At 55.4% G+C, this 21,812-nt stretch carries 21 protein-coding genes; 17 read left to right on the plus strand and 4 right to left on the minus strand.

The features are described 5' to 3' along the window. The first annotated feature begins 95 nt into the window (after nt 1-95). Entirely contained in the window at nt 96-224 is a 129-nt protein-coding gene (locus H6G13_RS29255) for a hypothetical protein (RefSeq protein ID WP_277882546.1), read from the plus strand. Between the two features lie 110 nt (nt 225-334). On the opposite strand, the gene menB is transcribed toward H6G13_RS29255, so the two are convergent. Then, entirely contained in the window at nt 335-1,168 is an 834-nt protein-coding gene (gene menB / locus H6G13_RS22715) for a 1,4-dihydroxy-2-naphthoyl-CoA synthase (protein WP_190487160.1), read from the minus strand. Nucleotides 1,169-1,370: 202 nt separating this feature from the next. Between menB and hemJ the strand changes: the two genes are divergently transcribed. Next, the gene (hemJ, locus tag H6G13_RS22720) at nt 1,371-1,964 is read left to right on the plus strand and encodes a protoporphyrinogen oxidase HemJ (RefSeq protein WP_190487162.1); all 594 of its coding nucleotides are present in this window, start codon (nt 1,371-1,373) and stop codon (nt 1,962-1,964) included. A gap of 351 nt (nt 1,965-2,315) precedes the next feature. Continuing rightward, nucleotides 2,316-2,462 (plus strand): chlorophyll a/b-binding protein, encoded by a 147-nt coding sequence (locus H6G13_RS22725; RefSeq protein ID WP_190487164.1) that lies wholly within the window; start codon nt 2,316-2,318, stop codon nt 2,460-2,462. A gap of 212 nt (nt 2,463-2,674) precedes the next feature. On the opposite strand, the gene H6G13_RS22730 is transcribed toward H6G13_RS22725, so the two are convergent. Beyond that, entirely contained in the window at nt 2,675-3,019 is a 345-nt protein-coding gene (locus H6G13_RS22730) for a hypothetical protein (RefSeq protein ID WP_190487166.1), read from the minus strand. An 80-nt stretch (nt 3,020-3,099) separates the two neighbouring features. Here H6G13_RS22730 and H6G13_RS22735 point away from each other — a divergent pair, with 80 nt between their 5' ends. The 3 genes from H6G13_RS22735 to H6G13_RS22745 all read left to right on the plus strand — a co-directional run bounded on the left by H6G13_RS22735 (nt 3,100) and on the right by H6G13_RS22745 (nt 5,208). Continuing rightward, nucleotides 3,100-3,951 carry an ABC transporter ATP-binding protein gene (locus H6G13_RS22735; RefSeq protein ID WP_190487167.1) on the plus strand — a complete coding sequence of 284 codons (852 nt, stop codon included), beginning with the start codon at nt 3,100-3,102 and terminating at the stop codon, nt 3,949-3,951. A 208-nt stretch (nt 3,952-4,159) separates the two neighbouring features. Next, a complete protein-coding gene (gene scpB, locus H6G13_RS22740; protein WP_190487169.1) occupies nt 4,160-4,705 on the plus strand; it encodes an SMC-Scp complex subunit ScpB in 546 nt (181 codons plus the stop codon). 146 nt (nt 4,706-4,851) lie between these two features. Further along, a complete protein-coding gene (locus tag H6G13_RS22745; protein ID WP_190487171.1) occupies nt 4,852-5,208 on the plus strand; it encodes a DUF760 domain-containing protein in 357 nt (118 codons plus the stop codon). Nucleotides 5,209-5,341: 133 nt separating this feature from the next. Here the strand turns inward: H6G13_RS22745 and H6G13_RS22750 are convergent, their stop codons facing one another. Continuing rightward, on the minus strand, nt 5,342-6,568 hold the full coding sequence (locus H6G13_RS22750; protein ID WP_190487173.1) for an HhoA/HhoB/HtrA family serine endopeptidase: 1,227 nt from the start codon (nt 6,566-6,568) through the stop codon (nt 5,342-5,344). Between the two features lie 201 nt (nt 6,569-6,769). On the opposite strand from H6G13_RS22750, the gene H6G13_RS22755 reads away from it, so the two are divergent. The 10 genes from H6G13_RS22755 (at nt 6,770) to H6G13_RS22800 (ending at nt 18,115) form a co-directional block, all read left to right on the plus strand. Continuing rightward, a complete protein-coding gene (locus tag H6G13_RS22755; protein WP_242028484.1) occupies nt 6,770-7,708 on the plus strand; it encodes a M23 family metallopeptidase in 939 nt (312 codons plus the stop codon). A 136-nt stretch (nt 7,709-7,844) separates the two neighbouring features. Further along, nucleotides 7,845-8,765, plus strand: a complete 921-nt coding sequence (locus tag H6G13_RS22760) for a hypothetical protein (RefSeq protein ID WP_190487175.1) — start codon at nt 7,845-7,847, stop codon at nt 8,763-8,765. Between the two features lie 6 nt (nt 8,766-8,771). Continuing rightward, the gene (locus tag H6G13_RS22765; RefSeq protein ID WP_347277518.1) at nt 8,772-9,692 is read left to right on the plus strand and encodes a histone deacetylase; all 921 of its coding nucleotides are present in this window, start codon (nt 8,772-8,774) and stop codon (nt 9,690-9,692) included. A gap of 54 nt (nt 9,693-9,746) precedes the next feature. Then, the gene (locus H6G13_RS22770) at nt 9,747-10,631 is read left to right on the plus strand and encodes a rhodanese-related sulfurtransferase (RefSeq protein ID WP_190487177.1); all 885 of its coding nucleotides are present in this window, start codon (nt 9,747-9,749) and stop codon (nt 10,629-10,631) included. Between the two features lie 52 nt (nt 10,632-10,683). Beyond that, nucleotides 10,684-11,073: an oxalurate catabolism protein HpxZ gene (gene hpxZ, locus H6G13_RS22775; protein WP_190487178.1), complete on the plus strand. Its 390-nt coding sequence runs from the start codon at nt 10,684-10,686 to the stop codon at nt 11,071-11,073. Nucleotides 11,074-11,323: 250 nt separating this feature from the next. Further along, a complete protein-coding gene (locus tag H6G13_RS22780) occupies nt 11,324-11,983 on the plus strand; it encodes a hypothetical protein (protein WP_190487179.1) in 660 nt (219 codons plus the stop codon). Nucleotides 11,984-12,136: 153 nt separating this feature from the next. Continuing rightward, on the plus strand, nt 12,137-14,140 hold the full coding sequence (uvrB, locus tag H6G13_RS22785; protein ID WP_190487273.1) for an excinuclease ABC subunit UvrB: 2,004 nt from the start codon (nt 12,137-12,139) through the stop codon (nt 14,138-14,140). A 77-nt stretch (nt 14,141-14,217) separates the two neighbouring features. Next, nucleotides 14,218-15,222 (plus strand): hormogonium polysaccharide biosynthesis glycosyltransferase HpsE, encoded by a 1,005-nt coding sequence (gene hpsE, locus H6G13_RS22790; RefSeq protein WP_190487180.1) that lies wholly within the window; start codon nt 14,218-14,220, stop codon nt 15,220-15,222. 144 nt (nt 15,223-15,366) lie between these two features. Further along, nucleotides 15,367-16,008 carry a MarC family protein gene (locus H6G13_RS22795; protein ID WP_190487181.1) on the plus strand — a complete coding sequence of 214 codons (642 nt, stop codon included), beginning with the start codon at nt 15,367-15,369 and terminating at the stop codon, nt 16,006-16,008. Nucleotides 16,009-16,093: 85 nt separating this feature from the next. Further along, a complete protein-coding gene (locus H6G13_RS22800) occupies nt 16,094-18,115 on the plus strand; it encodes a cation:proton antiporter (protein WP_190487182.1) in 2,022 nt (673 codons plus the stop codon). On the opposite strand, the gene H6G13_RS22805 is transcribed toward H6G13_RS22800, so the two are convergent. Beyond that, nucleotides 18,087-19,070, minus strand: coding sequence for a hypothetical protein (locus H6G13_RS22805; RefSeq protein ID WP_190487184.1), 984 nt, complete (start codon nt 19,068-19,070; stop codon nt 18,087-18,089). The genes H6G13_RS22800 and H6G13_RS22805 overlap by 29 nt on opposite strands. A 421-nt stretch (nt 19,071-19,491) precedes the next feature. Here H6G13_RS22805 and H6G13_RS22810 point away from each other — a divergent pair, with 421 nt between their 5' ends. Next, entirely contained in the window at nt 19,492-21,798 is a 2,307-nt protein-coding gene (locus H6G13_RS22810) for a response regulator (protein ID WP_190487186.1), read from the plus strand. Nucleotides 21,799-21,812 lie beyond the last annotated feature (14 nt).

A 21,812-nucleotide genomic window follows, 5' to 3' on the forward strand; every position in this document is an offset into this window, starting at 1 on the left:
GCAGCCTGTGCCGTCATTACACTCCAGAAGGTAGACGAGGCGGCCAGTGTGGGCTGCTGGGTGCGCCCGTAAAGGGCCGTTGGCAGGCCTGCTCCATGGCAGTGCCAGTTTTTAGAACGCCGCTGCCATCGCTAGACGTTTTAGAAAGGCTGCCCCAACCCATTGAAGTTCACATGCCTGATGTGTTTGTAGAAAAGCCTGAGCCTGTAAAGGCCCGCCTGTAAACTTAGCTTACAGATCGGGGATCAATTGCTTTGGCAGCTCAATTCATCCCAAACCAACAAGCGCCCCTAAATTCTAGGGACGCTTATTGAGTCTTTTTCCCCCATGAGGATCAGGGGAGCCAGGGATACTGTTTGAAGTTGGGGGATCGCTTTTCTAAGAAGGCTTGCTTGCCTTCTGCCCCCTCCTCAGTCATGTAGTAAAGCATCGTGGCATTGCCCGCCAATTCCTGTAGACCCGCTTGCCCATCACAGTCAGCATTAAAAGCCGCTTTGAGACAGCGAATAGCAATTGGGCTTTTCTGCAAAATTTCCTCAGCCCAGCGAATGCCCTCGGCCTCCAGTTCATCCACCGGCACCACGCAGTTGACTAGGCCCATGTCTAGAGCTTCCTGGGCGCTGTACTGGCGGCAGAGAAACCAAATCTCCCGCGCCTTCTTCTGGCCGACAATACGGGCTAAATAGCTTGCTCCAAACCCGCCATCAAAGCTGCCTACCTTAGGGCCAGTCTGTCCAAAGATGGCATTGTCGGCAGCGATGGTCAAATCACATAGGATATGGAGGACATGGCCGCCGCCGATGGCGTAGCCAGCCACCAGCGCAATGACTACTTTGGGCATCGAGCGGATCAGCCGCTGCAGATCCAGCACATTCAGCCGGGGAACACCAGCGTCATCCACATAGCCCGCCTTGCCGCGCACGCTCTGGTCACCGCCAGCACAAAAAGCATATTTGCCGTCGGTGTGAGGTCCAGCCCCAGTCAACAGCACCACGCCAATGGAGGTGTCTTCACGGGCATCCCAAAAAGCGTCGTACAGTTCTACAACGGTCTTGGGTCGAAAGGCATTGCGCTTGTGGGGCCGGTTAATGGTGATTTTGGCAACGCCGTTAGCTTTGTGATAGAGAATGTCTTCGTAGGGCTTGGCTTCCTGCCAGTCAGCATGCATAGGGTTAAGTGCAAAAGCATCTCAAGAACAGTTCAATCCCTCAGCATCGCACACCCTGTCCAATCCCTTAGCCTCAAACGTTAAGAACCATCGCTGCCACCTTTGCAAGGAGGAAGCCTTCCATCACAATAGGTTTCGACAGCTTTACGGTCTGAAATATTAAAGCGGGACCAATCTAGTCACCTGCTCATCCTGCAACACTATGGCTTACTACTGGTTCAAAGCATTTCACATTGTTGGTGTAGTCGTTTGGTTCGCTGGCCTGTTTTACCTGGTGCGGCTGTTTATCTATCATGTCGAGGCCGAGTCTGAACCCGAACCGGCCCGGAGCATCCTCAAAAATCAGTACGAGCTGATGGAAAAGCGGCTCTACTCGATCATCACTACACCCGGTATGCTGCTCACCGTGGCAATGGCCATTGGCCTGCTGGTGTTGATGCCTGACTACCTGCACCAGAGCTGGATGCATGCCAAGTTGGGCTTGGTGGCTCTGCTGATAGGCTATCACCACTACTGTAAGCGCCTTATGAAGCAGCTTGCTCGCGGCGAGTGCAAGTGGTCAGGCCAACAGCTGCGGGCCCTCAATGAGGCACCGACCTTACTTCTGGTAGTTGTGGTCCTACTGGTAGTGTTTAAGAATAACCTACCGGCAGACGCCACGACTTGGCTCGTCGCTGGCTTGGTCGTTTTCATGGCGGCAACTATTCAACTCTATGCCCGCAAACGCCGTTTGGACAAAGAGAGGGCACAGGCAGAGTTGGTTTCGCCAGAAGGGCAGGCTCTGCAAAATTCCTAACTCTTAAATCAACGGTTTGTAGTTTTTCAAGGTTTGTAGTCTTCTAAAAGGTCAGTAGGTGCAGGGCTTCCTGCACCTATTTTTTTAGTTTCCTTTTTTTGGTAAAGCTGAGCCCAGAACTCGACCATTTACAGATGCATTTGTCAAGATTTGCAGAATTAAAACTGCGCACAAGCTCGCCTGGCTTACTAGGTTTTAGGCTCTAAGCTTTGTAAATCAGGGCTTGGCAAGGATGTGCTGGGCTGCCAAAAAGATTAAAGAAATGTTGCAGGTTTGAGGAAAACTGTTTAATATTTGTTTACAAGGGTAGATGAAACCCCTGTCATCTGAAACGAGAGAGGTTTTACAGTCATGGCTCAAGAGCAACAAGCAAAGTTCGGTTTCACTCAATTCGCTGAAAACTGGAATGGCCGTTTGGCAATGCTGGGCTTTACCATTGGTCTGGCTACCGAACTGCTGACTGGCAAGGGTATTCTGGCTCAGCTCGGTCTGATGTAATTTCTCGGTTAGCACCCATAGACTGACTGGAATGACTGCATCGACTGCTTTATTTAGTCGCAGTTTGCAGCGCTTATTACACAGTTAGAGGAATTTAGGCTGGGGTGAGAAAACTCACCCCTTTTTATTTGCGATTTTTTGTTTGAGGTTTTATTGAGGACAGAGGCTTGGATCAATACCTTGTTATGCCTCTGTCCCTTCAATATCTGCCCTCAGTCGTCGCTATCCTCGTCTTCGAAGCCTTTGTTCTCAATATCGTCAAAGTCCACCCAAGTGGCTACGGGCTTGAGCACTGGGGGAATTTCGTCTGCTGGGGCAAATTCAAGGATAGTTTCCCGGTGATACAGGTAGCCTGCCTCGGCGAAGGCCGTTAACATACGACGCAGCGCTGGCCAGACTTCGTCGGCAAACTCCCAATCTTTACCAAAGCCTGACTGCTCAGTAATAGATCGCAGCGCCCAAAAATAGCTGTTGCGCACCACAGAACCTTTCTTCTTGTAGTGGGGTACATCGTCCTGGTGAAGGTACAGTATTTGCTGGTGGATCCGGCTACGCATAGGAATCTGCTGTCTCTACTGAGTGATACCTTAAATCCATAGAGATTTTTTGCTCAACTTGTTCTTCTTGCTTTTCGATTATGGTCGCTGCCGTTACCCTGCAAAACGTTCACAAGGTCTATGACAACGTGCCTGTAGTCAACAACTTGTCGTTGACGATTGAACCGGGGGAGGTATTTGGCCTGCTCGGCCCTAATGGCGCAGGCAAATCTACTACTATTCGCATGCTGACGACCCTGGCAAGGGCGACTGAGGGCTGTATTGTGGTGGCGGGCTATGACATTGATCGCCAGCCGCTAGACGTGCGGCGACAGATTGGCGTGGTGCTGCAGCAGATCAGTGTCGATGGAGATATGACCGTGTGGGAAAACATGGAGTTTCATGGGCGTATGCACCACCTGCCCAACCCCAGACGACAGCGACAAATTGACCAGTGGCTGGAATATGTAGATCTGGCTGACCGCCGCGATGATAAGGTCAAAACCCTCTCAGGCGGGATGAAACGCCGCCTACAGATTGCCCGTGCCCTGCTGCACAACCCCCGTATTCTTTTTTTAGACGAGCCAACTGTAGGCCTCGATCCGCAAACCCGCCGCCGCCTGTGGGAAATTATTCAGGGACTGAGCCAGCAGGGCATGACGCTGCTGCTGACTACCCACTATATGGAAGAGGTCGAGTACTTGTGCGATCGCATCGGTATTATGGACCAAGGCCAGCTGATCGAAGTTGGCACCTTAGCCGAACTGCGCCAAAAGCACGGTCACGGCCTGCTGATGCAGCAGCGCGGCGATCGCTGGGAGTACACCTTCTTCCCCACCTTGGAAGAAGCCAACATCTACTTAGACCAGCAGACCGACAAGACCGGACTAATGACCCGCGAGTCTAACTTGGAAGACATTTTTGTAGAGTTGACAGGGCGAAATTTGGACTAAGGCAGAAGGGAAGACGCGGAGAAGGGGGAACAGGGAGACGCGGGGAACTCTTCTTGCTTAAGACTTTGTGCCGTGTGGTTTTGAGGGATAGGGTTAGTAACACCAAGACTTTGCAAGACTCATCTATACCGCACCCCATCCTCCCCCACCTTCCCTTACTCGCGCTCTCCTCACCCTCCCACTCCTTACCCATCCACCCACCTCCCCTATGCTCGGTCTGGCCAGTACAATCGAAGCTATTCTCTACCTCAAGGGTCAGCCGCTGCCGATTGGCAAGATCGCTGAGTACGCGGGTTGCGATCGCGAGGCAGTTGAGGAAGGGCTGATGGAACTGATGGACGACTACGCCCACCGGCAAGGGGCTCTAGAAGTTGTCGAAACCAAGGATGGCTATAGCCTGCAGCTCAAAGAGCGCTATCGGCATTTAGTAGATAGCCTGATTCCATTAGATTTGGGGGTGGGGGCTCTGCGAACGCTGGCTGCGATCGCATTGAAAGGGCCAATTAGTCAAACTGATTTAGTAGATTTGCGCGGTTCAGGCGCATACCAGCACATTCAAGAATTGGTGAGCCAAGGATTTGTGCGCAAGCGACGTCAGGCAGATAGCCGATCGTCTCTAGTGCAGGTGACAGAAAAGTTTTATCAGCATTTTGAGATTGATCAGCTGCCTAAACTGCGCCCCAAAACGCCTGCGCTAGAAGCTCCTCCTGGTGAAGCAGAAGATGAAGCAGAGAACATGGAGGCAGCCTCCTGAAGGCAATTCATAGTTCGTTACGCTATCATCGGGAAATACTGTTTGAAAGACTACGGCCTGGAGGCGCATACAGTTTTAGGGTAAAGCCCTGCCTGAATCAATTCCGTTGCAGGGTCTAAGGTAGTAGATATAGGTTTCTGAGTGCTATGGTGTTTAACCCTGAAGATGCTGATTTCATTGGCATGTCTACGGATAGCGACCAGACGAATCAGCTCCTGAAGTACCTTCAGCATCAGCCCCCTGAGGTGCTGACTCGTGTAGCTCAATCCGTCAGCGGTGAAATCAAGCAAATTATCTCTCAGAACGTTCAGGGTTTAATTGGCGTACTTCCCGCTGATGGCTTTAGCGTTCAAGTCACCACCGACCGGGAAAACCTGGCTGGGCTGTTGGCTTCTGCCATGATGACGGGCTATTTTCTGCGCCAAATGGAGCAGCGGATGGAGCTAGAGCACCGGGTGTCGGGCTCCTTGTTTAGCAGCGATTCAGACTCAGACAGTCTTTAAGCGAGCTTTTCTATCACCATTGAAACTGCAGCCAAAAATAGGCTCAGTAAAGTCTGGCGAACAGGTTTGTCATTCAGGGGTGAAGTTGGGGGTTTGATGCCCAGCTTCACCCCTATTTATTTTGTGCAGGGTCCTAGGGATTGTTTGGCAGGGCAGTTGGCCTTACCTCTAGGGTTTCAGTTCTGCCTTCTCGTAAAACGACAACTTCTAAAGGCTCACCAATCTGGCTTCTCTCGACCTGAGCCTGAACCTCAACGGGAGACTGCACAGGCTTACCCTTGATGCTCTGGATGATGTCGCCGCGCTGCATACCGGCGACTGCTGCTGGACTTTCCTCCATCACCCGTACGATGAGCACACCCGTATCCTGGGTGACCTTGATGCCCAGTTCTTCACTGAGGCTGTTTCGCATGTTGGGGGTAAGGCTGACCATCTGAATGCCTAGGAAAGGATGCTGCACTTCCCCTGTGGTAAATAGCTGATCGGCAATCCGCTTGGCGGTTTCAATCGGGATAGCAAAGCCTAGCCCTTGAGCGTTGGCCCGAATGGCGGTGTTCATGCCGATCACCTCACCGCGATCGTTGAGCAGGGGTCCGCCTGAGTTGCCGGGATTGATAGCGGCATCGGTTTGAATAAACTGCACTCGCTTATCAGGAATGCCAACCTGGTTGCTAGAGCGGTCAATCGCGCTAATAATGCCTGCCGTGACAGTGTTATCTAGGCCCAATGGGTTACCAATGGCAATGGCCCACTGCCCAGGTGCAAGATCTTCAGTGGAGCCTAGTGTCACGGAGGGCAGATCGCTAGACTCGATTTGAATGACGGCAACATCAGTGACCGGATCGACCCCGGCCACCTTGCCCTCAAATGTGCGCCCATCTTTGAGCGTAACTGTGACCGTGCTGGCCCCTTCTACTACGTGGGCATTGGTCATAATCCGGCCGTCGGGGCTGAGAATAAAGCCTGACCCGGTTCCCTGCTCGACCCGATTGGGCAGAGACTCATCGGGCATCTCTTCGCCAAAGAAGCGGCGGAAGAAAGGATTTTGAAAGGCATCGGGCATCGCTTGAGAAACCGAGCGCTCGGCGTCGATCCGAACGACGGCAGGGCCAACCCGCTCAACCGCACTCGCAATAAAGTTGTGGTTGTTTTGACCCATGGCCCAGGGAGCCGGAACAGCTTGAGCTGTCTGGTCAATGATGTTTCGCAGGGAGGTGTTGACCGTCTGGGGGGCCTCCTCGCTGCTGTCTTCAGGGGATGAAGTAGTCCCAGAATGGTAGTAATGCCCTGCCCAACCTGCTCCGCATCCGACTGCCAGTGCAGCAGCCACCAGAAGGCCTTGTTTGGGAAACGCTCCCATCGTATGTCCTCTCAGTTAGACAGCAACCGCTTCGACAGACAGGGTCTGCTGCCTCTACTTTAGCGAATCTTCTGGGAAAGTTAGTACCTCATAACGTCCCTTCACGCGGTTCGTTGAAGATCAAGCAGAATGGAAGCAGTAGTTTCTATCCTCAGTGCCTTGGCAAGTGAGCGATAGCGGTTTTGGATGGGTCCGGTTCCTATGGCAATTAAATCTTTATGGATGGCGGCTTTCCTGGGAGTGGCGGTTTGCCAACTGGCTCCCGGATTGGCTTTGGCTAATGAGTTGCAGGACGCTGGTCAAGCTAATGAAATTGTGGCTCAGGCTGGGGCAAGTGGGCGAGATCGCACCGCTATTTGCCCGTCCTCAGCGCTGGCTCGATTTACCCGTCACCGCATTCAGCCAGGAGAAACTCTAGAAGCTATTGCCGAGCAGTACAACCTGGTAGCGCCCACGTTGCTGCGCCTCAACCCCAGCTTGCAAAACGGTCTGCCCCAGGGGCAGGAGATTTTGGTGCCGCCCTTTAACGGCATTGTGGTAACGGTGCCTCGGGGCCAAACTTGGGAGCAGGTGGCCAACCAGTACCAAAGCCGCGCTGATGTGCTGTTTGAATCTAATGGCTGTCAGGCGGCGGTGCCAGAGCGGATCTTTGTACCGGGCTTGACTTGGTTGACACGGGGATCTGCGATCGCAGCTGCAGAGGGCACCCCTAGTCCAACCAGCAGTCCAGTGCGGGGCTATCCCCTGCCGCAGGAAGCGCGAATTTTAGTGGCCTATGGCTGGCAGCCAGATCCGGTTGAGGCAAGGCTCGTTTTTAATACAGGGGTAACCCTGGCCGCTATTCCCGGAACTGCCGTGATGGCAGCTGGAGATGGCACTGTAGCCTTTGCTGGGCAGGATCAGGTCTACGGCAATTTGGTGGTGATTAACCATCAGCAGGGGCTGCAGACCCGCTATGCCAACCTCGCCTCGGTAGCCGTATCCGTAGGGCAGACAGTGCGGCAGGGCACTTCCCTAGGCACGATTGCAGAAGACACACCAGAGGCTTCCTTCTTATTCTTTGAGGTACGGCGCAACTCGGATCTGGGTTGGGTGGCTCAAGACCCCCAGGACTATATTCCGGCCTTGGTGATTCGTTAGCACCCCGAGGTTCTTTTTCCCTCATCCTTGAGTGGGTATCACTCCCGACTCTAGAGACACTGGCGGCTGATTTCAAGAGCACCTACAATACCGATAACGATCTTCCGATCTCCCGCGTTTATTAGGAGATTTCCCCATGAGCCGCCCTGCTTATAAACCCGGGGACAATCTGAGCTTGTTTACGGCTGCAGACGACCCGGCCCTAGTCTCTACTCAGTTTTGGGTGCAGCTGCTGCGCTATCGCCCCATTCTTTTGCTGGGTAGTCTTTGGTTGGGGCTGATCTGCGTGGCGGCTGTGGCCTACAGTCGGCTGATGTTTGCGGGAGTGCCGCCTTCAGCCTTAGACTCGGCTCCTCCGGCAGCTACTCAGAGCCGCTCCTCAGATCGCCAATCTCGCTCTGGGCTGTCTTCAGTGGCTCCGGTTACGCCTCGTGCGACGGAGCAAGTAGAGACGGCTGGGGCAGACGGAACGGCCGAAATGGATGGAACGGCTGGGGCAGAAGCCGTAGCCGCAGTGCCGAGCGAAGTTACAAACGGAGGGTTTCCTGCCTGGTCTTTGGGGGCCGTGGTGGGCCTATGTGCGCTGGGCTGTTTTCTCATGCAGCGGCGGTTCACAGCTCCGGCTCGACCCCGCAAGAAGCGAGCCAATGAGCCTACTCAAACGCTGCCTAGGGGCCTTAAAACGGCTGCCGTTAAGCGACCCAGCAAGCTATCTCGCGCCAGAGTTCAAGCTGCGAAAAAACCTGCTGAACCCAAACGGCTAGCGCCTTTTTCTCCAGGACGTGACCAGATTGTGGTGCCCAATCGCTCGCCGTTGCCCCCATCTCTAGAGCTAACTGCTAACCGATCTGCAGGGCCAAAATTGGCTCCCATTTCCGCTCAGGTGATGGGCCAATCCTCCCCTGCACCCGCCTTGGCGCAGGAGCAGAGTGCGCCCGCCTCGCCTGAGGTTACCGTTGTTTCTCCCCAAGAATCGGTGGCGCTAGACTGGCCTGAAGGCAGCCTGGCCCACTCCCTGGATATTCGCCAGCGCCGCTCCCTCTCTTCTTTCATGTAAAGCCCCTTGAGCTCGCTGCCCATTGTTTACCATCCCGCCTACGTTGCGCCGCTGCCCCCGGGACACCGTTTTCCCATGGCTAAATTTAGCGGCCTGTATGAGCGGCTGTTGTGCGATCGCATTACCACCACCGACCATGTCTACCAGCCCGGCCCGCCGCCCCAAGGGTGGATTGAGCTGGTGCACCGGGCCGAATACGTCAATGCCTACTGCCAAGGTACCCTCGACCCCAAAGCGCAGCGCCGCATTGGCCTACCCTGGAGCCCGCAGCTGGTACAGCGAACCTGCACTGCCGTAGGCGGCACAATTTTGACTGCCAAGCTGGCGTTGAAACGGGGGCTAGCCTGCAACACAGCGGGAGGTACCCATCACGCCTTTCCCCACTATGGGTCGGGGTTTTGCATTTTTAACGACTTAGCAGTCGCCGCGCGTCTCCTGCAACAGCAGGGGCTGGTTCAAAAAGTTCTCATCGTCGATCTTGATGTGCATCAGGGAGATGGCACTGCCTGGATCTTTCAGAATGACCCCAGCGTTTTTACCTTTTCCATGCATTGTGAGGTGAACTTTCCTGGAACCAAGCAGGAGAGCGATCTAGATGTGCCCCTGCCCGAAGGGATGCAGGATGATGCCTATCTACGATGTCTGAATGATTACCTGCCGGGTCTGCTGGAGCAGGTGCAGCCCGATCTGGTGCTCTACGATGCAGGCGTCGATACCCATCAGCAAGACCGACTCGGCAAGCTAGCAATGACTGATGAGGGCCTCTACCAGCGAGAGCTGCAGGTGCTGAGTACCTGCGTAGCGGCAGGGTATCCGGTAGCCTGTGTCATCGGCGGCGGCTATGCCGATAATTTAGAGGCATTAATCTACCGTCATTCGCTGCTACATCGGGCGGCAGCAGCCGTTTACGCCCAGTACCGGCTGTAGGTGGGTTGGTATACTGGAAGGCTGAATCGACTGAGGGCAGATTGCTGCAGATCTATGGTGCTGACTGTTGCAACCTTCTACAAATTTACCAAACTGCCGGATTATCAGGAGATGCGGCAGCCGCTGCTGCAAGTTTGCGAGGCTGCTGGGGTAAAAGGAACGATCTTGCTGGCGCAGGAGGGTATTAACGGTACGCTAGCAGGTCTGCGGAGCGGCATCGAGCGGGTACTGGCTGAGCTGCGAGCCGATCAGCGGCTAGCCGATCTGGAGATGAAGCTGTCTTTTGCCGATCAGCCACCCTTTGAGCGCCTGAAGGTAAAGCTCAAGCAGGAGATTGTCACCTTGGGCGTGGCGGCTGATCCTACAGAGCAGGTGGGCACCTATGTGTCACCCCAAGACTGGAACCAGATAATCTGCGATCCAGAGGTGTTGGTGCTCGATACGCGCAACGACTATGAAGTGCAGATTGGCACTTTTCAGGGGGCCGTCAATCCTCAAACGGAGGCCTTTCGTCAGTTCCCAGACTATGTGCAGTCTCACCTGAGTCCTTACCGGCACAAAAAGGTGGCCATGTTTTGCACAGGCGGCATTCGCTGTGAAAAGGCGACTGCTTACCTGCTCAACCAGGGGTTTGAACAGGTCTATCACCTCCAGGGCGGCATTCTGAAATACTTAGAAGCCGTGCCGGTGGCCGAGAGCCTCTGGCAGGGGGAGTGTTTTGTCTTTGATGAGCGGGTGGCGGTGAGGCACGGGCTAGAGCCGGGTAGCTACGATTTGTGTCTGGCCTGCGGCCATCCCATCCACCAGGATGACAAAGCTTCGCCGCACTACCGAGTAGGGATTGCCTGCCCCTACTGCTACGCCACGCTCACCCCTGAGAAACAGGCTCGTCAGGAGGAACGGCAGCGGCAGCGGCGGCAGCAGCAGGGCAGGCTTTAGCAGAAAGGGCCGTAGGCAGAAAGGACTTTAGCAGTAGAGCTGGATTCAGAGCATGGAAATGAATTTGCCGGAGGTGGTAGCCGAGGTGCGGGCTGCCTTTGATCGCTATGAGGCGGCGTTGATTAATAACGAGGTGGCGGTGCTCGATGAGCTGTTTTGGCAGAGCCCCCATACAGTGCGCTACGGAGCCACAGAGAATTTGTATGGCTATGATGCGATCGCAACCTTCCGCGCCAGCCGCCCTGCTCTAGACCTGCAGCGGAGCCTGACTAAAACCGTCATTACCACCTACGGCCAAGACTTTGCTACCGCAAACACTGAGTTTAGAAAAACAGCCTCCGACAAACTCGGTCGCCAAACCCAGACCTGGCTACGCACCCCCGAGGGTTGGCGTGTCGTCAGTGCTCACGTCTCGTTTTTGCCGGAGTCTGCCCAAGGCTAATCTTCTTTCCAAGGCCAGATCTAGCCTCTGTCGAGGGGGGCATGCGGCTGTTGAAACAGTTCGATATAAAGATTTAGCAACGGTGACAGGTTCTCTGCGCTGATCGGCTCTAAATCCCGAAAGATGTGCCATACTTAACCACGATACTAACGAGTACGAGTGTCACTTTTTATAGGCATTTCGCGGTTAGGTCGAGAGTTCCTTAGAAGCGTCTTCAGCGTTCGGAAAGGGATGCTACCTTGAGGAGTGAATGAAGGATTCGACAGCTTTTGTAGCTGGGTGTGCTGCGGCTGGAGCAATGGTTCTGTTGATGCTCCTGACTCGTTCTGGCGCGGGTAGAGTTTCCAATTCAGTGCCGTCTCCTTCATCTAGTCCGATGGAAGTTCAGGCTGTGCCTGTACCGCCACCCCCAACGCTACCCGTAGAAACTAGGGCAGAGACAGAGTTAAAAGAAGAGCTCAATCGTCAAAAAGAGTTGACGGCGGAGCTCAAGTCTCAGCTCGAACGTCAGCAGACCCTGACAGAAGACCTGAGGGTGCAGCTCAGCAGGCAGCAAGACGACACCGATGCCATTCTGGATCAGCTGAGTGACTACCGGCACTCCATGGAAACGATGGCGGCCCAGCAGACCCGCCTAGCTGAGTCTATTCCCCAGTCCGGCGACACTCAGACGGTTTTGCTGTGGGGCATTGCGGGGCTGTTTCTGTTTCTGATAGTCGGCGGCGGCGCAGTGCTAACCGTTTTTGCCGTATGGCTGCTGCAATCACAGCAACGCCAGTCTCGGCGCACTGCAGTCGTGTATCCCATGCACGTGCCCAACCATTACCCCAGCTATGAGTACCAGGCGTTGCCAGCCCCTTCTCGACCCCAGCGGGTGGTGCAGTACGACGTTCAAGACTTTGCCGACTAATCAGGCCAGCTAAACATCAGGTTGACTGGAAAATTCTGATAGGGCACTTGCCCCTCAGGTTGGGCCATTGCGGTATCCTGCCTGCCCCACTGCCGCTAGAAATCCGTCATCATAAGTAGAATGACCCAGTCCTGCTCGGGTGACGGCATACTCATGAGCGACTTCAATATTCAGGCCCCGTTTGAACCCAAGGGCGACCAGCCTAAGGCGATTCAGCAACTGATTAACCATCTCCAGGGCAACCACCGCTACCAAACCCTGCTCGGGGCGACGGGAACCGGCAAGACCCATACCATGGCCCGTGTCATCGACAAAATTGGCAAACCTGCGCTCGTGCTAGCTCACAACAAAACGCTGGCAGCGCAGCTGTGCAACGAACTGCGAGAGTTTTTCCCTGACAACGCCGTTGAGTACTTCATCAGCTATTACGACTACTACCAGCCGGAAGCCTATATCCCGGTTACCGATACTTACATTGCTAAAACAGCTTCGATCAACGATGAGATCGATATGCTGCGCCACTCTGCTACTCGCTCTCTGTTTGAGCGACGAGATGTGATTGTGGTGGCCTCTATTAGCTGCATATACGGCTTGGGCATTCCCTCTGAGTATCTCAAGGCCTCGATTCCCCTAAAGGTGGGGATGGAGGTGAACCAGCGGCAGGTGCTGCGGGATCTGGCGACCGTTCAGTATGAGCGCAACGACTTAGACCTGAGCCGGGGTCGATTTCGAGTGAAGGGAGATGTGCTGGAGATTGGTCCGGCCTATGAGGACCGGATAATTCGGGTTGAGTTCTTTGGCGATGAGATCGACGCCATTCGCTACATTGACCCGATTACAGGGGCAACCCTGCAGAGTATGGATGCTCTCAACATCTATCCGGCCCGTCACTTTGTTACCCCTAGTGAGCAGCTAGAGCAAGCCTGTCAGGCTATTCACGACGAGCTAAAAGAGCGCCTGGAGCAGCTAGAGCAGGCCGGTAAACTGCTGGAGGCCCAGCGCCTGGAGCAGCGCACTCGCTACGACCTGGAAATGCTGCGGGAAGTGGGCTACTGCAACGGGGTGGAAAACTATGCCCGCCACCTAGCCGGCCGGCACCCCGGATCGCCTCCTGAGTGCTTGCTAGACTATTTTCCCAAAGACTGGCTGCTGGTGATTGACGAGTCCCATGTCACCCTGCCCCAAATTCATGCCATGTACAACGGCGATCGCTCCCGCAAAACGGTGCTGATCGACCACGGCTTTCGGTTGCCCAGCGCAGCAGACAACCGGCCTTTAAAGGCTGAGGAATTTTGGCAGAAGGTGAACCAGTGCGTCTTTGTCTCGGCCACACCTGGCAACTGGGAAATAGAAATTTCTGAAGGGCGGGTAGTGGAGCAGATCATTCGGCCTACAGGCGTACTTGATCCAGAAATTTTTGTGCGGCCTACGGAAGGGCAGATCGACGACCTGCTGGCGGAAATCAAGGATCGCATTCTGCGGCAGGAGCGGGTGCTGGTGACGACGCTGACCAAGCGCATGGCCGAAGACCTGACTGAGTACTTAGATGAGCATGGGGTGAGGGTGCGCTACCTGCACTCAGAGATTCACTCCATCGAACGGATTGAAATTATTCAGGATCTGCGAGACGGCCACTTTGATGTACTGGTGGGGGTGAACCTGCTGCGGGAGGGCTTGGATCTGCCAGAGGTGTCGCTGGTCGCCATTCTCGATGCGGATAAGGAAGGCTTTCTGCGGGCTGAGCGATCTCTGATTCAGACGATTGGGCGGGCCGCTCGACATGTGCAGGGGCAGGCGATTCTCTATGCCGACAACCTGACTGACAGCATGGCGCGGGCCATTGATGAAACTGAGCGCCGTCGTCAAATTCAGCAGCGCTACAACGAGGAGCATGGCATCACGCCGCACTCGATTATTCGACGCACGGGCAACTCTATTCTTTCGTTCTTGGAGGTGTCGCGGCGGCTGAATGCCCAGGAACTAGACCAGGTTTACGAGCACCGCGAAGATTTGCCTCTAGATGATATTCCTGAACTAATCGGCCAGCTAGAAAAGCAGATGAAGGAGGCCGCCAAGAACATGGAGTTTGAAGAGGCCGCCAAATATCGCGATCGCATCAAGACCCTACGAGACAAGTTGCTGGGTAAGCGAGCCTGAAATGGGCGCTGCCCCGGTTAATTTTTGGCCCCAAAATAGGCATATTAGGGATACCTAGCCTATAACTGGGACGAATCATGAGCGGTGTTTCCCCTGAGTCAATTTCCCTAGATTTTTCTGTGGCCATCTGCACCTACAACGGGGCACAGCGCTTGCCCGAGGTGTTGGAGTGTTTGCGGCAGCAAGTTGAGGCTGACAACTTGGCTTGGGAAGTGATTGTCATCGACAATAACAGCACAGACAGCACGGCTCAGGTGGTTGAGTCGTTTCGAGAAAGCTGGCCCAAGGCGGTCGCCTTACGATATGCCATTGAGCGGCAGCAAGGGTTGGCGTTTGCTCGTCACCGGGCGGTGGTTCTGGCCTGCAGTCCCTGGGTTGGGTTTTTAGACGACGACAATCTGCCCTCGCCAGTTTGGGTGGCTCAGGCCTACCAGTTTGGCCAAGCCCATCCCCAGGCAGGGGCCTTTGGTAGCCGTCTGCAGGGCGTTTTTGAGGTGGAGCCGCCGCCAAACTTTGAGCGCATTGCCCCCTACTTGGCCCTGACCGATCGAGGTTCTCAGCCGCTGCTGTACCAACCCAGTCAAAAGATTTTGCCCCCTGGGGCTGGTCTGGTCGTTCGTCGCCAGGCTTGGGTTGAGCAGGTGCCAGCGGTCCAGGTGCTCAGTGGTCGACTGGGCAAAAGTTTGGTGGCCGGAGAAGATCTAGAGGCGGTGCTATACATTCAGCAGGCGAACTGGGAGGTTTGGTACAACCCAACGATGCAGGTTGACCACCTAATTCCCAAGAACCGCCTGGAGCGAGCTTACCTGATCAACTTGCTGCGGGCGGTAGGACTGAGCCGCTACCCCACTCGAATGCTGAGTTTTCCGGCCTGGAGTGGGCCGCTGGTGATGCCGCTATACGCGCTCAATGACTTGCGCAAGATTGCCCGCCAGCTGCTCAAATACGGTCGCGCTGCTTTTACAGATACCGTTGCAGCTTCTGAACTGAGCCTGTACTGCTATAGCCTAGTCAGCCCTTTTTACTTTTGGCAGCGAGGGCTGCAGCAGCGGCTAGAGGCCCGGAAGTACCCAGAGGGGTGATGCGATCGCACTTCGGACCGAGCCACTGTAGATAGGAGCATAACCGCTTGTGGTGGAGTCTAAAGGGCTCTCGTTTCCCTCAACGATCGGTGAAAGGTAAAGGCAAACCGCTCTAAAGTTAAAAAAACTGAACGAGTGATTGCCATGCTGCCGCTTTTTGTCAAAGCCTTTCTGACCCTGTTTGTGGTGATTGACCCGGTTGGGTTGGCTCCGCTGTACCTAGCGCTGGTGAGCGATCGCACCCCTGAAGAACAAACCCAAATCGCCACTCGCGCCATTGTTGTCTCCGCCGGAATTCTCGTTGTGTTTGGCTTGACTGGGGCCTATGTGCTGCACTTTTTGGGCATTAGTCTGGAGGCTTTTCAGATTGCGGCTGGGGTACTGCTGTTTAAGATTGCGCTGGATATGATCTTTGTGCAACAGGAGCGGGAAACCGAGGCTGAAGCCAAAGAAGCTGAAGTGCGCCAGGATGTTAGCGTCTTTCCCCTAGCCATTCCTCTGATTGCTGGGCCGGGGAGCCTAGCCAGTATTTTGGTGCTGTCGCGGGAGTCGGCCAACTACTACCTGGGCTTGGCTGTGGTGCTAGGGGCTGCTGGCGTGGTGCTGCTGCTGGCCTACCTGCTGCTGCTGCTGTCAAGGCCGCTAGCGAAAGGGCTCGGCCAGATCGGTATCAATGTTGTGACGCGGGTGTTAGGAGTGCTGCTGGCAGCGCTGGCAGTACAGTACATGATGGATGGGCTGCTCAGCCTTCTGCAGCTGCCCCCTGCTCAAGCCTTCGGAACCTGATTCTATCTCAGGGTGTATGGTGCGTTATCCTGGGGCGGGGTAGGGTCTTGCAGGCCCCTAATGTCTAGATGATTAAGGCGTTTGCATGAATTTACTGGCTCAAGCGAGTGGCCTGTTTGCTGGACCCATTCAAGATCCGGTTCAGGTTTTCCTGATCATTGTGGCCATCATGCTGCTGGCCCCGCTGATCTTCGAGCGGCTGAAGATGCCCGGTTTGATTGGACTCATTCTGGCCGGAGTGCTGGTAGGGCCGCACGGCCTCAACATTCTGGCGCGCGACGCCACTATTGAGCTGCTGGGGACGGTGGGGCTGCTGTTCCTGATGTTCTTAGGTGGGCTGGAGACAAGCCTGGGCGATCTCAAGGGCAGTGCTGGCAAGACTGCGACCTTCGGCCTAGCGACGTTTCTATTGCCAATGGCCCTGGGTACTGGGGCGATGCTGGCAATTGGCTACTCGCCGCTGGCAGCGATTTTGGTGGCCTCTTGTTTTGCCTCTCATACTCTGGTGTCGCTGCCGATTTTGAGCCGATTGGGGCTGATGCGATCGCAATCTGTCACCGTCACCCTGGGCGCAACCCTGATCACCAACATTCTGGCCCTGCTGGTGCTGGCGGTGGTGGTGCGGGCTACCAGTGGCGAACTGACGCTGAGCTTCTGGCTGTTTCTGATTCCGGCGCTGATTATTTACACGGCGGCTACTCTGCTGGGCGTGCCTTATCTAGGGCGCTGGTTTTTTCGCAAGTTCGGCCACGACGAAAGTGCTGAATTTGTGTTTGTGCTGGCCACCCTGTTCGTGGTGTCGGTGGTCGCTGATCTGATTCAGATCGAGCCGATCGTGGGTGCGTTTTTGGCGGGCATTGCCCTCACCCCGCTAATTCCACAGCTCAGCCCGCTCATGAACCGGCTGCAGTTTATTGGCAACACTCTGTTCGTGCCTTTTTTCCTGATTTCGGTGGGCATGCTGGTCGATCCGCTGGTGCTGGTGCGGCAGCCACAGTCGATTATGGTGGCGCTGGTGATGATTGCGGCAGAGGTGTCGAGCAAGTTTTTGGCTGCCTTTGGGGCAGGCAAGCTGTTTAAGTTTTCTTTTCCCAACATCATGGTGATGTTTGGCATGTCGGTCGCCCAAGCTGCGTCTACCCTGGCTGCGATCACTGTAGCCTTTGATATCGAACTGGTAGATGAGCTAACTGTCAATGGCACCATCGCCATGATCCTGGTGAGCTGCATTCTTTCGCCCTGGATTACAACCCATTGGGGAAAGAAAATGCAGCCTGAGTCCGGCACGTCTGCAACCGGAGAGGTTATGGGGCTGCTAGGCGATCGCGTCCTGGTGCCTGTATCTAACCCCAGTACAGAAAACAACCTTCTGCAGCTAGCTCTGATTCTGGTCAAGCGCGGTGAAGGCACCGTCCTGCCGATCCACGTCATTGCCAGCGTGGATGAACAAATTCGGCAGCCCGCGCTGATTCAGCAGCAGCAGCTCCTGGAAACGGCTGAAACCGTAGCCCACGCTGCTGTTGTTCAAGTAGAGACGATTGGCCGGGTCGATGATTCAATTGACAAAGGCATTATTCGAGCAGCGGCAGAGAAGCGAGCCAGCCTGATTATCTGCGGTTGGAAGGGATATTCGACCTACCGGGAAAACTTCTTTGGCGGGGTACTCGACAACATTGTGCGGCTAGCAACCGTTCCCGTTTTGATCACTCGGTTTCCCGAACCTCTGCAAAATGCTCAGCGCATCGTGCTGGCGGCTACCGAGATGGAAACGAGCCCCTACGAATTTGAGCAGGCAATCATCCTAGCTAAGACCCTCTCAGATGAGCTGAAGGCTCCTCTCCACCTGATTCAGTTCGTAGCCGATCCGAAGCGGAGCCGTCTGGCTGAGCTGGACCTTGACCTGATTGAGGAGTCCTTGCCAGTGCATCGGGTTCACGGCAACTTCTCGGGCAAGGTCTCTCGGTTTTTAGACCCAGGTGATTTGCTGCTGCTGACGACAGGCACCCGCCGCATTGGTCAACCCGTTTTAGGCAAGGCCCCTGAAGCAGTTGCTCGCCGCTGCCCGAAAAACTCAATCATCACTCTCCATTTTCCCCGTCTGCTGTAGAGCCCCAGTTAGCGGCGTAGCTGTGGGCTCTGGCGATCGCCATCAAGCGATCGCAATTAGTCGGGCTAATCTTGCTAAACGTTTTAACGAAGTGGCTGTGCACCAGGCCAGAGCCGATAAACGTCCAGCGATAGGCTCTTTCCTGCACCGCCTGAATCGTCTGCCGCTCAGCCTCAGTGTAGGCATGGCCGGTAGCGTGAGTTAGGCTCTCAATGTCGAGCTGCACCTGAGTCATTAGGCCCTGGTTAAGAAATTCAATCAGTCTGAAGAAGTCTTCTACTCCGGCAGCAATGCCAGCTGCGTCTAAATCGGCCGCCACCTTTTCCACCATCAGGGTATCTAGGGCGGTGTGCTGAGCTTCCTCTAGCCAGTGGTGCCGCAGCAGGCTACAAAACTGTACATCCAACGTTTCGAGATAGTTGTCCCGCACGCTTTCCAGGTAGTGGCGCTGGGTCATCCACTCCACATAGAGAATCATCAAAATTACGCTCAGGGGATGGTGCTGGAGCACCAGATCGGCAATCTCCTGAACGGGGCCAATGGTTTCGCACCGGCTACCAAAGCCGCACTCAAATTCTTCGGCAAAGCCGCGAAACAGGCGAATGTGCTTGCCTTCCTCCTCAGCAAAGTGCAGCAGCGCTTGAACTGCTACCCAGTCACTGCTGCCCAGGTGGTGTATGTGGTCGATCACCGTGGGCACGATGCATTCTTCGACCAGACTAAAGATGTGCAGATAGCTATTGCCCCGAATCTGATTGAGCTTCAGCTTTTCGTAGCTGCTGAGAAAGGGAATGTCGTTGACCCGAGCCAGCGTTTCGGGCATGAATCGTTTGGTAAAGTCTATTCTCCTATCGCCATTGAGAATGTCTTCAACTCGCCAGTTAACTTTGAGGGCGCTCTTGTGGGCCTGCTGGTAGCTGTAGGTAGTGGTTTGGGGGAAGATGATTGCCGTCATAGGATGTAGGCGGTATGGGGGGAAGGGCTCCTTGTGATTGGCAGCCTAGGGGGGAAGTAGGCTGACAACTGTCACCTTAAGCAGAGAGCGAGAAGAAACCGAGAACAGCCTCAAAAGATTGGGAAAGCTTGTGTCCTAGCTGCTGTTGTCAAGTTGCCTGCCTGGCGGAGGGAACCCCTCAGCAATCCTCTAAGCTAACTCTGCACTTCTGGCCGAACAGCTTGCGGGAATTGAGGAAAATCCTTTTAAATGGAAACTATCAGGAAATATAGAGACCACTAGCAGATTTTGTTAACAGGGTTTGGGGCAAAGCTAGTGGATGTTCTCTGTGCAACGACAGGGTGAAAACTGCAGTGCCGCCCGATGTGTGGCCAAGCCTGCACGGTAAAGTCAATTAATCGCTCTGCTGGACCCTTGGCCCATGAGAATTTTGCTGATTGAAGACGATGAGATTTTAGCGGAGCGGCTAACAGAATCTCTCGCCAGTCAAAACTATGTAGTCGATGCCGTTGCCGACGGTCAGCTGGGTCTCGAATATGCCCAGGGGACTGACTACGACCTAATTTTGACCGATGTCGGATTGCCCCACCTAGATGGCATTACCCTGTGTCAGCGGCTGCGGGCTGCGGGCTGCTCTACCCCAATTCTGCTAATGACGGCTCGCGATGCTCCAGATGAGCGGGTTCGAGGACTCGATGCCGGAGCTGACGATCACCTGATCAAGCCGCTTAACCTAGATGAACTCCATGCTCGGCTGCGGGCGTTGCTGCGTCGGGGGGAAGTGGCTGCAACGGCGGTGCTGTCATTGGGACCGCTGCGGCTCAATCCGGTGAGCTGCCAGGTCACCTATGCCGACCAGCTTTTGAAATTGACGCCTAAAGAGTACAACCTGCTGGAGCTGTTTCTACGCAATCCGGCGCGGGTATTTAGCCGGGGGCAAATCATTGAGCATCTCTGGAATTTTGATGACCCGCCCCTGGAAGATAGCGTTAAGGCTCACGTCAAGGGGCTCCGCCGCAAGCTCAAGCAGGCCGATTCGCTGGAGTGGATTGAAAATGTTTACGGCCTAGGCTACCGGCTGAATCCAGATGTGTTGAACCTTGACGAGGCCCAAGCTGCTGTGGATCAAGCTGCCCACGCGGCTGCACTGCCTGCCCCTATGGGGCCGCTAGAGCAGGATTTTCGGCAGGCGATGGGAGGGCTGTGGCAGCAGTACCAGGGGCTGATGGCAGAGCGGTTAGGCAGCTTGCAGGCAGCTGCCCAAGCTATTCAGGCAGGAACTTTGAGTGAGGCTCTGCGGCAGTCCGGGATGCAGGCGGCCCATAAGCTGGCCGGGGTGCTGGGCATGTTTGAGTGCGATGAGGGCACTGCGATCGCACGTCAGCTAGAAACCCTACTAGAGTCTTCACCCGCTCCTGCAGCCCAAACCGTAGTCGATCTGGTGCAGCAGCTAGCGGCGCAGATGGCGCTATCGGCTCAGCCAGCAGCGGCTCCCAGCGAACCTGTTGCCCTGCTGCTGGTTACCCTAGACCCTGAGCTAAGTGCAGAACTACAGGCATTAGCGGCAGCGGCAGAGCTGAGCTGGGTCGAAGCCACCACCCTAGCCGAGGCCCAGGCCCTAGTGCAGCAGCGCAAGCCAGAGCGAGTGGTTCTAGAAATTGCCTCGGCCAGTCAGTGGACGGAGAGCCTGACCTTTCTCCACAGCCTCACCACCCAGACGCCCCCCGTATCTGCCCTAGCGCTGACCACGCTAGATAGTTTGGTAGATCGAGTTGCGATCGCACGGGCTCTGACCGGACAGCTCGGCCAAACCAGCAGCCAACGGCTACTTGTCAAGCCCGTCACCGCCACCCAAGTGTGGAGCCAGCTCATCCCAGGCTGGCGGCTCAGCCCCCTCACTCGCGCCCAGGTGCTGGTAGTAGACGACGACCCCCTCATTCCTGCTGCCCTGCGCCCCCTGCTAGAACCATGGGGCCTGGGCGTAGTCGGGCTAGCCTCTCCCCAGCAGTTTTGGGACGTGCTCAACAGAGTTGCCCCCGACCTGCTGATCCTAGACGTAGAGATGCCCCAATTTAGCGGCATTGACCTCTGCCAGGCAGTGCGCGTTGACCCCCACTGGCAAAACCTGCCCATCCTGTTTCTAACCGCCCACCAAGACCGCGATACTGTGCAGCAGGTGTTTACAGCAGGCGCAGATGACTTTATCACCAAACCGATTGTGGGGCCGGAGCTGCTGACCCGCATTCTCAACCGGCTAGAGCGCAATCAGCTTCTGCAGACAGTGTCTCGACGCGACCCCCTAACCGGCCTCTTAAACTACACTCAGTCCCGGCAAGCACTGACCGATCTGCTTCAGCAAACCAACGCCGGTTCCCTAGCCCTGCTAAAGCTAGTCGATCTAGGCAACCTCCAGACCCGCTGCGGCCCCGAAACCGTTTACCAAATCCTGCAGCACTGGGGTTCCCAGATCCAGTCAGGGCTTCGCAACTCAGACATTGCGGGCTACTGGGGCAACGGAGAAATCATTGTAGGTATGGCAGGCCTCAATCAACCCGAGGCCACCGATATGCTAGCCCCCCTCTGCCAACGCCTGCGGCAGCACATCGTAACCCTACCCACTGGAGAACGCCTCCAGCCCGAACTTGCGATCGCGCTTACCTCATACCCCGAAAACAGCACCGATCTGTTCACCCTCTACCAATCGCTCGTCAAAAGCATCACCCCTTAGCCCCCTCCCCGCGT

Origin of the sequence: Pseudanabaena sp. FACHB-2040 (assembly GCF_014696715.1) — a bacterium.
Classification (GTDB): Bacteria; Cyanobacteriota; Cyanobacteriia; order Phormidesmidales; family Phormidesmidaceae; genus JACVSF01.